Origin of the sequence: Roseateles sp., assembly GCF_046300915.1 — a bacterium.
GTDB lineage: Bacteria > Pseudomonadota > Gammaproteobacteria > Burkholderiales > Burkholderiaceae_C > Kinneretia.
Genome location: NZ_JBKCLH010000109.1, coordinates 1 through 12,852, shown reverse-complemented (window position 1 = coordinate 12,852; position 12,852 = coordinate 1). Strand labels below are relative to the sequence as shown.

At 70.5% G+C, this 12,852-nt stretch carries 13 protein-coding genes; 3 read left to right on the top strand and 10 right to left on the bottom strand.

All coding sequences use genetic code 11. The features are described from left to right. Positions 1–571 (top strand): HD domain-containing protein (locus ACK5F2_RS08105; RefSeq protein ID WP_409863988.1); only part of this gene is annotated, 571 nt, incomplete at its 5' end. A 10-nt stretch (positions 572–581) separates the two neighbouring features. Here the strand turns inward: ACK5F2_RS08105 and ACK5F2_RS08100 are convergent. From ACK5F2_RS08100 to tsaB, 5 genes are read right to left on the bottom strand one after another with little or no spacing between them, the layout of a single operon-like run. Beyond that, entirely contained in the window at positions 582–1,667 is a 1,086-nt protein-coding gene (locus tag ACK5F2_RS08100) for a class I SAM-dependent methyltransferase (RefSeq protein ID WP_409863987.1), read from the bottom strand. Between the two features lie 40 nt (positions 1,668–1,707). Further along, on the bottom strand, positions 1,708–4,110 hold the full coding sequence (locus ACK5F2_RS08095; RefSeq protein WP_409863986.1) for a putative bifunctional diguanylate cyclase/phosphodiesterase: 2,403 nt from the start codon (positions 4,108–4,110) through the stop codon (positions 1,708–1,710). Further along, positions 4,107–4,967, bottom strand: coding sequence for a uracil-DNA glycosylase family protein (locus ACK5F2_RS08090; protein ID WP_409863985.1), 861 nt, complete (start codon positions 4,965–4,967; stop codon positions 4,107–4,109). Before ACK5F2_RS08090 ends, ACK5F2_RS08095 begins: the two co-directional genes overlap by 4 nt. After that, entirely contained in the window at positions 4,964–5,461 is a 498-nt protein-coding gene (gene rimI, locus ACK5F2_RS08085; protein WP_409863984.1) for a ribosomal protein S18-alanine N-acetyltransferase, read from the bottom strand. Before rimI ends, ACK5F2_RS08090 begins: the two co-directional genes overlap by 4 nt. Beyond that, a complete protein-coding gene (tsaB, locus tag ACK5F2_RS08080; RefSeq protein WP_409863983.1) occupies positions 5,458–6,165 on the bottom strand; it encodes a tRNA (adenosine(37)-N6)-threonylcarbamoyltransferase complex dimerization subunit type 1 TsaB in 708 nt (235 codons plus the stop codon). Before tsaB ends, rimI begins: the two co-directional genes overlap by 4 nt. Positions 6,166–6,189: 24 nt before the next feature. On the opposite strand from tsaB, the gene dacB reads away from it, so the two are divergent. Next, a complete protein-coding gene (dacB, locus tag ACK5F2_RS08075) occupies positions 6,190–7,659 on the top strand; it encodes a D-alanyl-D-alanine carboxypeptidase/D-alanyl-D-alanine-endopeptidase (RefSeq protein ID WP_409863982.1) in 1,470 nt (489 codons plus the stop codon). A 22-nt stretch (positions 7,660–7,681) separates the two neighbouring features. Here the strand turns inward: dacB and ACK5F2_RS08070 are convergent, their stop codons facing one another. The 4 genes from ACK5F2_RS08070 to purE are packed head-to-tail and all read right to left on the bottom strand — an operon-like array spanning position 7,682 to position 11,289. After that, positions 7,682–8,614 (bottom strand): SGNH/GDSL hydrolase family protein, encoded by a 933-nt coding sequence (locus tag ACK5F2_RS08070; RefSeq protein ID WP_409863981.1) that lies wholly within the window; start codon positions 8,612–8,614, stop codon positions 7,682–7,684. Positions 8,615–8,641: 27 nt separating this feature from the next. Continuing rightward, the gene (locus ACK5F2_RS08065; RefSeq protein WP_409863980.1) at positions 8,642–9,649 is read right to left on the bottom strand and encodes an L-threonylcarbamoyladenylate synthase; all 1,008 of its coding nucleotides are present in this window, start codon (positions 9,647–9,649) and stop codon (positions 8,642–8,644) included. Between the two features lie 3 nt (positions 9,650–9,652). Continuing rightward, positions 9,653–10,825, bottom strand: coding sequence for a 5-(carboxyamino)imidazole ribonucleotide synthase (locus tag ACK5F2_RS08060; RefSeq protein WP_409863979.1), 1,173 nt, complete (start codon positions 10,823–10,825; stop codon positions 9,653–9,655). Next, a complete protein-coding gene (gene purE, locus ACK5F2_RS08055; protein WP_409863989.1) occupies positions 10,825–11,289 on the bottom strand; it encodes a 5-(carboxyamino)imidazole ribonucleotide mutase in 465 nt (154 codons plus the stop codon). The genes ACK5F2_RS08060 and purE overlap by 1 nt, the downstream gene beginning before the upstream one ends. A gap of 122 nt (positions 11,290–11,411) precedes the next feature. On the opposite strand from purE, the gene ACK5F2_RS08050 reads away from it, so the two are divergent. Further along, the gene (locus ACK5F2_RS08050; protein WP_409863978.1) at positions 11,412–12,365 is read left to right on the top strand and encodes a tetratricopeptide repeat protein; all 954 of its coding nucleotides are present in this window, start codon (positions 11,412–11,414) and stop codon (positions 12,363–12,365) included. Between the two features lie 13 nt (positions 12,366–12,378). Here ACK5F2_RS08050 and ACK5F2_RS08045 read toward each other — a convergent pair. After that, positions 12,379–12,852 (bottom strand): hypothetical protein (locus tag ACK5F2_RS08045; RefSeq protein WP_409863977.1); only part of this gene is annotated, 474 nt, incomplete at its 5' end.

Below are 12,852 nucleotides of genomic sequence, written 5' to 3'. Positions count from 1 at the left end.
GGCCCATCACCCGGAGATCGATACCGGCGTGCATCTGCTGATGGTGCTCGACACCTGCGCCCGGCTCGCGGCGCCGCTGCCGGTGCGCTATGCCAGCCTCTGCCACGACCTGGGCAAGGGGCTGACGCCGGCCGAGGCCCTGCCCCGCCATATCGGCCACGAGGGCCGCGGCGTGCCCCTGGCGCGGCGCCTGAGCGAGCGCTGGCGCGTGCCCAGCGACTGCCGCGAACTGGCCGAGCTGATGGCGCGCGAGCACACCCATGTGCACCAGAGCGGCGGCTTCGGCCCCGAGGCGAGGCTGCGCCTGATGGAGCGCTGCGATGCCTGGCGCCGGCCCGAGCGCTTCGAGCAGCTGCTGCTGGCCTGCGAATGCGACGCCCGCGGCCGCCTGGGCCTGGAAGACCGCGACTACCCGCAGCGCCCCCGCCTGCAGCGCGATCTGCAGGCCTTGCAGGCCCTGGACCTGAGCGCCGTCAGCGCCGCCGCCCTGGCCGCCGGCAAGACCGGTCCGGCCATAGGCCGCGCGGTGCAGGCGGCGCGGCTGCAGGCGCTGGAAGACCTGCGGAACTGAGTGAGTCCGCTCAGAGCATGTGCGAGCGGTCTCCCGCCGCGAAGCCCAGGGCGTCGAAGCCCTCGCCCACGGCGAAGCCCACCACCTTGAAGAGCTCGCCCATCTCGTGCTCGGTGATCAGGCGATGCGCCATGGTGCGACCGGCCAGATCGCTGGTGCACAGCAGGTCCACCAGACCGCAGTTGATCAGGAAGTTGGCCTGGCTGGTGTAGCCCAGCACCATCAGCCCGGCGTCCTGGCCAGTGAGCGCGATGCCGCTGAAGTTCACATGGGCGGTGATGTCCTTCTCGCCCACCCGCACCAGGGGATCGGGGTCCGCGCGGTGCTCGTGGTGGCACATCAGGGTGCCGCCCAGGCGCTGCGGGTGGTAGTACTCGGCGGCCGGGAAGCCGTAGTCGATCAGGAAGATGGCGCCGCGCGTGAGCCGCTCGGCCAGGGTGCGGATGAAGGCCTCGCCCTGGGCGTGCAGCTCGGTCACGGTGCCGGGCACGAAGTCCGCCGGCTCGTCCAGCGGCGGCTGCAGCGCGCTGGCGCGGTCGGCCCAGGCAAAGCCGGGCTTGGCCTCGTCCCAGACCACGCCGCGCTCCTGCCACTGCTTGCCGTCGAAGTGGATGAGCTGCACCGGCATGGCGTCCAGCAGCTCATTGCCCAGCACCACGCCCTCGAAGCGTTCGGGCAGGGCGTCCAGCCACTGCACCTTGTCGCCCCAGGCGGCCAGGCGCTGCTGCTGGCGGGCGCGCAGGGTGCCCGAGAGGTCCACGATCTGGTAGCACTGCAAGCGCTCGCCCAGCACTTCCAGGATCTGGGACGCCAGGGCGCCGCTGCCGGCGCCGAACTCGATCACGGTGTCGGTACCGGTGGCCTCCAGGGCCTGGGCCAGCTGGCAGGCCAGGGCGCGGCCGAACAGGGGCGACATCTCGGGCGCGGTCACAAAGTCCGAGCCTCCCGCGGCCCCGGGCATCAGGCCGAACTTGTTGCGGCCGCCGCTGTAATAGCCCAGACCCGGGGCATACAGGGCCAGCTCCATGAAGCGGTCAAAGCCTATCCAGCCGCCGGCATCGGCGAGGGTCTGGCGAATCAGGGTCTGCAAATCCATGCCGCGATTGTAGGAAGCCCGGGCAGCACGCCGGGGATGCTCAGCCCGCGGGCAAGGGCGGCAGGGGCCGGGGCGCGCGCCGGAGCCAGGCCTCGAACTGCGCGGCCGACATGGAGCTGCCGACCAGATCGCCCTGCAGGGCGTCGCAACCCCATTCGGCCAGCAGGGCGCGCTGCTGCTCGTTGCGCACACCCTCGGCACTGACGCTCAGGCCCAGGTCCTTGGCCATGCGCACAATCGCCCGGGTGATGGCCATGGCCCCGCTGTCCTGCGGCAGCTTGGCCACAAAGCCCTGGTCGATCTTGAGCTTGTCCAGGGGCAGCTCGGTCAGATGGGCCAGGGCGGTGTAGCCGGTACCGAAGTCGTCCACGGAGATGCTCAGGCCCAGGGCGCGCAGGGCGGCCAAGGTCCGGGGCGTGTCTTCCAGATCATCCACCAGCATGCGCTCGGTGAGCTCCAGTTCCAGCCAGGAGCCGGGCACATCGGCTTCGGCCAGCACCTCGCGCACCGTGTCGGCAAAGCGGTCCAGGCGGAACTGCATGCTGGAGAGGTTGACGGCAATCGGCACGGGCGCCAGCCCGCTCTCGTGCCAGAGCTTGCTCTGTCGCACCGCCTCGCGCATCACCCATTCGCCCAGCGGCACCATCAGACGGTGACGCTCGGCCACCTCGATGAAGGCATCGGGGCTGAGCAGGCCGCGCTGCGGATGCTGCCAGCGCAACAAGGCCTCGGCGCCCACCAAGTGGCCATCGCGCGCATGCACCTGGGGCTGGTAGTGCAGGCGAAACTGATCGTGTGTCAGGGCCTCGGCCAGCTCCGCCTCCAGCACCAGATCGGCATAGGCCTGGCTGGCCATCTGGTGCTCGAAGAACTGGTAGCTGGCACGACCCCGGGACTTGGCCAGGTACATGGCGGTGTCCGCATGCTGGATCAGCTCTTCCGCGCTCTCGCCGTCGCGCGGGAACATGGCCACGCCGATGGAGGGGGTGACCGAGAGATCGCGCCCATCGGCACGCACCGGCACCTCCACCACCGAGAGCAGGGCCATCAGCACCACCATCACATCGTCGTGCTGGTGCACATCGTTGAGCAGCACCACGAACTCATCGCCGCCGAAACGCGCCACCAGATCGCTGCTGCGCAGGCAGTTGCGGATGCGCTCCGCCACGGTGAAGAGCACCTTGTCGCCCTCCAGATGGCCCAGCGAGTCGTTGACGCGCTTGAAGTTGTCCAGATCGATGAAGAGCAGGGCCAGCTGATGCCCGCGCTGGCGGGCCCGCTCCATCTGTGGCCCCAGATGCTCCATGAAGGCGGCGCGGTTGAGCAGCTGGGTCAGGGAATCATGGTGGGCCAGATGCTGGATGCGCTGCTGTGCGGCCACGCGGTCACGGATGTCGCGCACGATGGCCATACGCTGCTGCCCGCCCTCGCTGGACAGGCTGCGCACGATCAGCTCCACGTGGATGGGTTCGCCATTGCGGTGTATCAGCCGGGACTCATAGCGCAGCTCGGCACCGGCCTGCATAAGCTGCCGCACCTTGCCGACTTCCTCCAGCGCAACAAAGTCCAGCGTCGATCGACCTCGCAGCTCGTCCAGCTCATAGCCCAGCAGCGCACAAAGCGCGGGGTTGGCATCGCTGACCAGCCCGTCCACATGGAAGACGATGCCCTCGGCCGAGGCCTGCATGAACTTCTGCAGGCGCAGCTCGGAATCGCGCACGGCGGCCTCGGCCTCACGGTGCCGGGTGATGTCCACCAGCTGCACAAAGGCCGCCTGCACCACGCCGGCGGCATCCAGATGCGGGATCACATGGGCCTCAACCCAGCGCTTGCGGCCATCCGGCCCTTGCAGCTGGCGCTCGTAAAAGCCAGGTTTGCCGCTGCGCTCGACCGCCTCCACCACGGGCCGCACCAGGTCGGCCGCCTGCTCACCGATGATCTCGCTGAAGCTGCGTCCGAGGATGCTCTGCGCCGTCAGGCCGAAAGCCTGGGCATAGGCTTCATTGGCATACAGACAGCGGTGTGTGCCCGCCTGGTAGAGGGCGATCAGGGCCGGCACATGAGCGGCCAGCAGTCGAAACTGCGCCACCTGCTCCAGCGCCTGCAAGCCGGCCTGCTTGAGTGCCGTGATGTCGGTCCACAAGCACAGATGCGCGCCCAGCGCGCCATCCCAGCGGCTATGACACTGATACCAGCGATCACCGCTGGCGGACGCCAGCTCCAGGCGGGCCTCCGCCTCAGGGACCTGCGCCCAGTGGGTCAGGAGCGCCTGCCGTGCCTCGCGGCTCAGCCACGCCCAGTCCGGGGACTCGGTCTGCAGCGCCTGAAACGCCGCATTGCCCTGCAGGGCTCGCCCCGCCCGGTCCACCAGGGCCGCGGCGCCGGGCAGCGCGGCCCAGAGTTCGCTCGAACCCGGGGCGGCGGGCGCGGCAGGCTCTGTCATGGCCCGCGTCGCTCCAAAGTGTCCTGAGCCAGGCAGAGGTCCTCCCAGGCGCGCGCCTTGTCCACCAGATTGCGCAGCAGATAGGCCGGGTGGTAGGTCACGACCAGGGGCACGCCCTGGTACTCATGCACCCGGCCGCGCAGGCGGCCAATGGGCTCGTTGCTGCGCAGCAGGGACTGCACGGCAAAACGTCCCATGGCCAGGATGATGCGCGGTTGCACCAGGGCGATCTGGCGCTGCAGAAAGGGCTCGCACTGGGCCAGTTCCTCGGGCTCGGGATTGCGGTTGCCCGGCGGGCGGCACTTCAGCGTGTTGGCAATGAAGACCTGGCGCTCAGGCGGCCCCTCGGCGCGCGCGAGGCCCAGGGATCGCAGCATGCTGTCCAGCAGCTTGCCGGCCTGGCCGACGAAGGGCTCACCCTGTTCGTCCTCCTGCTGGCCCGGGGCCTCGCCCACGATCATCCAGTGCGCGCGCTCATGGCCCACGCCGAAGACGGTGTTCTTGCGCCCCTCGCAGAGCTTGCAGGCCCGGCAATCGGCCACCGCCTCGCGCAGCTGCGGCCAGTCCATGGCGGCGATGCGCTCCAGGCCGGGGCGCGGCGCGCGCTGCGGCAGGCCCTCGCCCGGGGCCAGCAATTCGGCCACCGCACGCGGTGCCGGGGCGGGCACCGCGACCGGCGGGCGTGGTGCTGGCACGGGCACGGGCACCGCCACCGCTGCGGGCGCCGGGCGCTCCATCACGGCCGTCTCGGCCGGCACCGCAGCGGATGCGGACACAGCCGCAGCCGGCTCGGTCGCGCGCCAGACCTTGAGGCCCATGGCCTCCAGCATGGCGCGCTGGCGTTCATCCCAGCTCATGCGGCGCCCTCCCCGTGCGCGGCGGCGTCAAGACGCAGGCTCATCAGCACCGCATCCTCGCGCTGGCCCTGGGCGGCTGGGTAGTAGGCGCGGCGCTGCCCCACCTCGGTGAAGCCGTAGCGCAGATAGATGGCGCGGGCGCGCGCATTGCTCTGGCGCACCTCCAGCCAGATCTGCTCGCAGGCCAGGCGGCGGGCCAGGGTCTGCAAGGCATCCAGCATGCGGCGGGCATGGCCCTGGCCCTGGAACTCCGGCGCCACGGTGATGTTGAGCAGATGCAGCTCACCCACACCCTCCATGGCCAGAAAGTAGCCCAGCAGCTGTCCATCTTCGGCGCGCAGCACCTGGGCGGCATAGCCGGCGGCCAGGGAGTCGACGAAATTGCCGCGGGTCCAGGGAAATTCATAGGCGCGCTGCTCGATGCCCAGCACCGCCTCCACATCGGCGGTCTGCATGGGCTGCAGCAGCTCGGCCTGCACGGAACTCAGGCTCATGGGCTCATCCGCGCGGCTTGGCGCTCTTCGGTGGTCTGGGCCACCTTGTCGCGCACATAAAGCGGCATGGCCTGCTCGGGTGCTTCACCCAGGCCCTGGGCCCAGGCCGAGGCGGCCAGAGTCGCCAGGGCGGCGGCGCGCGAGCGGGTGCGGGGCCAGACCGGCAGGTCCGGGTCGGGGCTCAGCCCCTCGAACACGGCCAGGGCGCTGCCGCACAGGGCAGACGGGGGGCTCTGGGCCCACAGGGCTTGCAGGCTGGCCGGGCTGTAGAGGGCCGGGGCACTCTCGACTTGCCAGTGCTGGCCGTCATGGCGGTAGGCGCCGGCATAGATCTCGCCCATGCGCGCATCCATCACCACCCAGCATTCGCTCAGGGCGCCGCCGGACTGCTGGCGCGCATCCTCGGCCACCAGCATCAGGCTGTCCAAGGCCAGCACCGGCTTGCCCAGACCGAAGGCCAGGCCCTGCGCCACGGCACAGGCGGTGCGCAGCCCGGTAAAGGCGCCGGGGCCGCGACCGAAGCCTATGGCATCGACCTGATCCAGGGACAATCCGGCCTGACCCAGCAGTTCCCGGAGCACCGGCAGCAGGGTTTCGGAGGCCTTGGGGCCGCCCTCGGTTTCATGCAGCCAACGGCCCGCGGGCGCACTCAGGGCCAGCGCCATGCTATCGGTCGAACTGTCCAGGGCCAGCAACACACTCATCCCCGGAAGTGTAGCCTTGCGACCATGAAGACTTTGCGTGACTCCGCCCCCTCGCCCCGGCGTCCAGGTGCTTGCTGGCTCGCCCTCCTGCTGGCCCTGGCCGGCGCGAGGGTCGGCGCGCAGGCCCCCTCGCCTGCCGCGCCCTTGCCGCCGGCGGTGCAGCAGGCCCTGCGCCAGGCCCAGATTCCGGAACAGGCCGTGGGCATATGGCTGCAAGCCGTGGAGGGCGGCCCACCCCGTCTGGCCTGGCAGGCCGACAAGGCCTTCAACCCGGCCTCCCTGCTCAAGCTGGTCACGGGCCTGGCGGCCCTGGAGCAGCTGGGCCCGGCCTGGACCTGGCAGACCCCGGTCTGGATGCAAGGCCGCTTCCAGCCCGAAACGGGACGGCTCGCGGGCGATCTGGTGATCAAGGGCGCGGGCGACCCCAAGCTGGTGCGCGAGCGGCTATGGCTGCTGCTGCAGCGCCTGCGCGGCCTGGGCCTGCGCGAGATCGAGGGCGATATCGTGCTGGACGGCAGCGCCTTTGCCCCCTGGCCCAGCAGCCCGGCGGATTTCGATGGCGAACCCTGGCGCCCGGGCAATGCCACGCCCGAGGCCCTGCTGCTCAACCACAAGGCCCTGCTCTTCGGCTTCCGGCCCGACCCGGCGCGCGGCGTCGCCCACATCAGCGCCGACCCGCCCCTGCCGGGACTGCCCCAGAGCGTGCCCCTGGCCAGCGGCCCCTGCAATGACTGGCGCGGCGGCCTGCGCCTGCTCTGGCAGGAGGGTCAGCCCCTGCGCTTTGCCGGCAGCTACCCCACGAGCTGCGGTGAGTTGAACTGGCCCCTGGCCGACCCGGAGCCCGCCAGCTACAACGCCCGCCTGCTGCGCGCGCAGTGGCAGGAGCTGGGCGGCAGCCTGCGCGGTCAGGTGCGGGCCGGCACGGCGCCGGCGGACAGCCCGCCGCTCTTCAGCTTTGCCTCTCCGCCCCTGGCCGAGGTGCTGCGCGACCTGCTCAAGCACAGCGCCAATCTGGGCAGCGAGATGCTCTTGCTGAGCCTGGCACGCGAGCGGCCCGCCACACTGGAAGGCGCGCGTGAGCAACTGCGACGCTGGCTGGTGCAGCGCCTGGGTGAGGATGAGGAGGTCTGGCTGGAAAACGGCTCGGGCCTCTCGCGCCAGAGCCGGCTCAAGCCGCGCCAGCTGGGCCTACTGCTGCGCCAGGCCTGGACCAGCCCGCAGATGCCGGAGTTCGTGGCGGCCCTTCCCATCGCGGGCCAGGACGGCACGCTCACGCGCGGCGGCGCTCTGCGCTACGGGCCGGCCTATGGCCGTGCGCATCTGAAGACCGGCTCCTTGCGCGATGTGACGGCGCTGGCCGGCTATGTGCACGCCGACTCGGGCCGGCGCTATGTGATGGTGGCCGTGCTGCAGCATCCGCGCGCGGCCGCTGGGCGGCCGGCGCTGGATGCCTTGCTGCAATGGGCGGTGCAGGACCGCGATGCAGCGAACTGAAGGGCCCGAAGCCCCTGCCCGATCAGAAGGGGTTGTTGACCGCGCGCGTCTGGGCCAGCAGACCCAGACGGTTCTGACCCACTGGCCCCAGCTGCACGCTGGTCGCCCACAGATAGCTGTCGGCCGAGGCGCCGGTCACCAGGGTCTTGGGCGTGCACTGCAAGGGCAGGCTGCTTTCCAGGCAGGCCGCATCGATCACATTGGTGGCGCCAAAGGCGCCGGGGAAGCGCACGATGGCCTGGCTCATCTCATCACCCAGCACCAGACCGATGGCGCGACCATCGTTGAGGATGTTCAGACGCATCTGGTTGTTGAACTCGGCGGTGAGATCGGAAAGCAGCTTGGCGCGATCGGTGTCGGTCTTGCTCTGCCGCTCTTTGAGCGCAAAAGGTGTCAGGCCCAGATCGGGCAGCGTGGCCAAGATCACGCGCCCATCGGCATTGGCGATGCGGTTGACCTGCTCCGCCAGGGCGCGACCACGCTGACCGGCCTGCGCCAGCAGGGCGTCACGGCTCTGGGCCGGGAACTGGGCATAGAGCTCCAACACATCATTGGCGCCAGCCATGACGGACACCAGCGCCTTGCTGTCGAAACCACCGGCACCGAAGGCCGCGTCCACCTGGGCCTTGACACCAGCCACCTTGGCACCCGCCGTGGCGTAGATCTTGCCCGTGGGCGAGGCCACCTTGTTGGGATTGCACTCGGGGAACACCAGGCCGAAGGCGCTGGCCAGGGACTGCGTCCACAAGGGATAGACCGCGCAATCCAGCGCATCGGTGCTGGTGAGCGCATTGACCATGTACTTGCGGCCCTCGGACGTGATCACGCTGGCCTCGTCGCCGAAGGCCATGATGCGCGTGGGCTTGAAGGGCTCGATCTGGCCACCACCGCCGCCGCAGGCGGTCAACACGGCCGCAGCCGCCAGCGCCAGCGCGCCTTGCTTCAGAAACTTCATCAACTCTCCAGACATTGAAGACTGCATTCAGACGGGGTCCGACTCGCCCCCGGCGGCAAAGGCCGCGGCCGCGCGCGCCAAGCGATCCTGCACACCGTCCCAGGCGCTGTCCGTGGGCGGCATCTCGATCCAGATTTCACGAGCACCGCCTGCGTCCAGCTCGCGCAGCACCGCGAACAACTCGAAAGCCGCCGCCACCGCATCATCGGGCATGACTCGCCACTGCGTGATGCCGGCGGCTGGCGACAGCGTTCGGGAATATACCGCCAGCCCGTCGGGCCACTGCGCGGCCTGCGAAAGTCTCGATCTGAGCAACTCGGCGGGCAGCAAAGCGACCCGGGCCTGGGGCGCGTAATGCGCCGCCAGCGTGCCGGAGGCGCGCGGCGTGCCCCCGTCGCGGGCGCGCAGGGGCTCGCCAGCCGCGGCCTCGATCTGGGCCGGGGTCAGGATGCCGGGGCGCAGCAGCACCGGATGGCCACGGCTGCAGTCCACGATGCTGGACTCGATGCCGACGGCGCAGGCACCGCCATCCAGAATGAGCAGCTCGGGCCCGAACTCGCTGCGCACATGCTCGGCCCGCGTGGGGCTGACCTTGCCGAAGCGGTTGGCACTGGGCGCAGCCACCCCCAGCACGCCCAGGCTGCGCGCCTCGGCCAGCAGGGCGCGGGCCACCGGGTGAGCGGGGCAGCGCAGGCCCACACTGTCCTGGCCACCGGCGGCGGCGGCGGCCATGCCCGGCGCACGCGGCACGATCACCGTCAGAGGGCCAGGCCAAAAGGCTTGCATCAGGCGCAGGGCGACCGGCGGCAGCTCGCGGCAAAAGGCCTGAGCGTCGGCAATGTCCAGCACGTGGACGATCAGGGGATGGTCGCTGGGCCGGCCCTTGGCCGCAAAGATCTTGGCCACGGCCGCGTCCTGGTCGGCGCGAGCCCCCAGGCCGTAGACGGTTTCGGTGGGCAGGGCCACCAGCTCGCCGGCGGCCAGGGCCTGGGCGGCCTGGCGCAGAGCGTGGGGGTCGTGGCCGTCAAGCAGCATGGTTCACCAGGTTTCGGGCAGGCCCAGCAGGGCCGCCGCACGGCGGGCGGTGGCGCGGGCCGCCTCGGGCGTGGCCGCGCTCACATTCAGGTGGCCCATCTTGCGGCCACGTCGCGCGCTGGCCTTGCCGTAGAGGTGCAGATGGGTGCCGGGCAGGGCCAGCACACCGGCCCAGTCGGGCTCGCGGGCCGCGCTCGCGGCGTCCTGCGGGTCGAACCAGAGATCGCCCAGCAGGTTCAGCATCACGGTCGGCGAGTGCAGGCGCGGCGTGATCAGGGGCAGACCGGCCAGGGCCCGCACCTGCAGCTCGAATTGCGAGGCGTCGCAGGCATTGAGCGTGTAGTGGCCCGAGTTGTGCGGGCGCGGCGCCATCTCGTTGACCACCAGGCGGCCGTCCTGCAGCAGGAAGAACTCGATGCAGAGCACGCCCACATAGCCCATCTCGGTGGCAATGCGCGCGGCGGACTCGGCGGCACGGGCCTGCAGGGCCGCATCCACGGCCGGGGCCGGCACCTCGGTCACGGCCAGGATGCCGTCGCGGTGCAGGTTTTGCTGCACCGGGAACTGCACCACCGTACCGTCGCGGCCACGGGCCACGATCACCGAGAGCTCCAGCTGCAGGGGCAGCAGCTGCTCCAGCACGCAGCTCACCTGCTTGAGCTCGCTCCAGGCGGCCTGCAGCTCGGTGCGGTTGCGCACCCGCACCTGCCCCTTGCCGTCGTAGCCCATGCGGGCGGTCTTCAGGATGCCGGGCAGCAGGCTGTCGGGCACGGCCTGCAGATCAGCCTCGGTGGCGAGCACCGCATAAGGCGCGCCGTCCACACCGGCGGCGCGGAAGTGAGCCTTCTCGGCCGCGCGGTCCTGGCAGATGGCCACGCAGCTCGCGGCCGGGGCCACCGGGCGTTGGGCGGCCAAAAGTTCCAGGGCGCGCGCGGGCACGTTCTCGAACTCGGTGGTGATGGCGTCGCAGGCCGCGGCCAGGGCGGCCAGGGCCGCCTCGTCCAGATAGTCGGCCCGGATGTGCTCATGGGCCACGGCACCCGCCGGGCTGTCCGCATCGGGATCCAGCACCACGGTGCGGTAGCCCAGGCTCTGCGCCGCATGCAGGAACATGCGGCCCAGCTGACCCCCACCGAGCACGCCCAGCGTGGCACCGGGCAGCAGAACGTCGCTCATCAGACCAGGTCCTTCGTCATGGCGCGCGCCTTCTCGGTCTGGGCCACGCGGTAGGCGGCCAGCTTGTCGCGCAGGACGGCGTCACCGCTGGCCAGCATGGCCACGGCGAACAGGGCCGCATTGCCCGCGCCAGCCGTGCCGATGGCGAAGGTGGCCACCGGAATACCCTTGGGCATCTGCACGATGGAGTGCAGGGAGTCCACGCCCTGCAGATGGCGGCTGGCCACCGGCACGCCCAGCACGGGCACCGGGGTCTTGGCCGCCAGCATGCCGGGCAGATGCGCCGCACCGCCGGCCCCGGCGATGATGGCGCGCAGGCCACGGCCCTCGGCGGCCTCGGCATAGGCAAACATCTCGTCGGGCATGCGGTGGGCCGAGACGACCTGCGCCTCGAAAGGGATGCCGAACTCGGAGAGAATGTCGGCGGCGTGCTTCATGGTCTCCCAGTCACTGCTGGAACCCATGACCACACCGACCAGGGGGGAGACGTTGCTCACGGCTCGCTCCAATCGCTGAACAGGCGGAAAAGAAACCTTGAATTGTAGGCGGGTGCCGCCAAGTCCCCAGCCGAGCCCTCGAGACCCCCATGATCGACATCACCATACAGAACTTCGAAACCGAGCTGCTGCAGGCCTCCATGAGCCAGCCGGTGCTGCTGGACATCTGGGCGCCCTGGTGCGGCCCCTGCAAGAGCCTGGGCCCGGTGCTGGAGAAGCTGGAAACCGCCTACGGCGGCCGCTTCCTGCTGGCCAAGCTCAATAGCGATGAGCAGCCCGAGATCGCCAGCCAGCTCTCCCAGGCCTTTGGCGTGCGCTCCATCCCCTTTTGCGTGATGTTCGTCGGCGGCCAGCCGGTGGACGGCTTTGTGGGCGCGATTCCCGAGGCCCAGATCCGCGAGTTCCTGGACAAGCATGTGCCCAGCGGCGAGGCCCTGGAAGCCGAGGAAGAACTGGCCGAGGCCGAGGAGCTGCTGGCCGAGGGCGATCTGGACTCGGCCCTGTCCAAGCTGGCCCTGGCGGTGGAGACCGATCCGGCCAACGAGACCGCACGCTTCGATCTGGTCAAGGCACTGCTGGAACTGGGCCGCCTGGCCGAGGCCCAGGCCGCCTTCGCGCCCGTGGCTGCGCGCGCCGCCGACACCTTGACCCCGCACGCCCGCTTCGCCGCCCTGGCCCAGTGGATAGCCGCCATGGAGACCGCGGCCCGCGTCGAGCCCGCGGCCCTGCAGGCCGCCATCGCCGCCAACAAGCGCGACTTCGAGGCCCGCTACGCCCTGGCCCAGAGCCATCTGGCCGCCCAGCGCTTTACCGAGGCCATGGACGAGCTGCTGGAAATCATCATGCGCGACAAGGCCTGGAACGGCGAGGCCGCGCGCAAGCTCTATGTGGCCGTGCTGGAGCTGCTGAGCAAGCCCGCGCCCAAGCCCCAGGCCGGCGCCGAACCCAAGAGCACGCTGGAGATCGCCGGCCACGCCGTGGTACCCACCAGCGACCCGCTGCTGGACCAGTACCGCCGCAAGCTGAGCATGGCCCTGTTCTGAGGGCCTGAAAGCCTCAGGGCCGGCTCAGGCCGGCCGCATCCAGCGCGGCCGCCCATTGCGCCTGCTGGCACTCGAACTCCGCCCATTCCTGGCTCGCCAGCGCCGCGTGGCGCTGAGCCGCAGCGGCATCACCCAGGGCGCCATAGACCTGGGCCAGGCGGCTGTGGGTGGCGGCGCGATCATCCACATCGCAGGCCGGATCCAGCTCGAACTCCGCCTCCTGGGCTTGGCGCAGGGCCTGCTCGCGCTGGCCCAGATTGACGCGGCACCAGGCCAGATCGGCCAGCAGGCTGCTGCCCAGCCGCGCCAGCCCCAGGGCCATGGCCTGGGGCAGATGGGTCTCGTAGAGCGCCTGGGCCTGGGCATAGTCGCCCTGCACCACCAGGATCTGGGCGCGCAGCACCGGTGTGAGCTCGGACATGGCCGAGCCGCCGCCGGCCGCGTCGTAATGCTTGACCGAATCGGCTCCCAGCAGCAACTCGGGGAC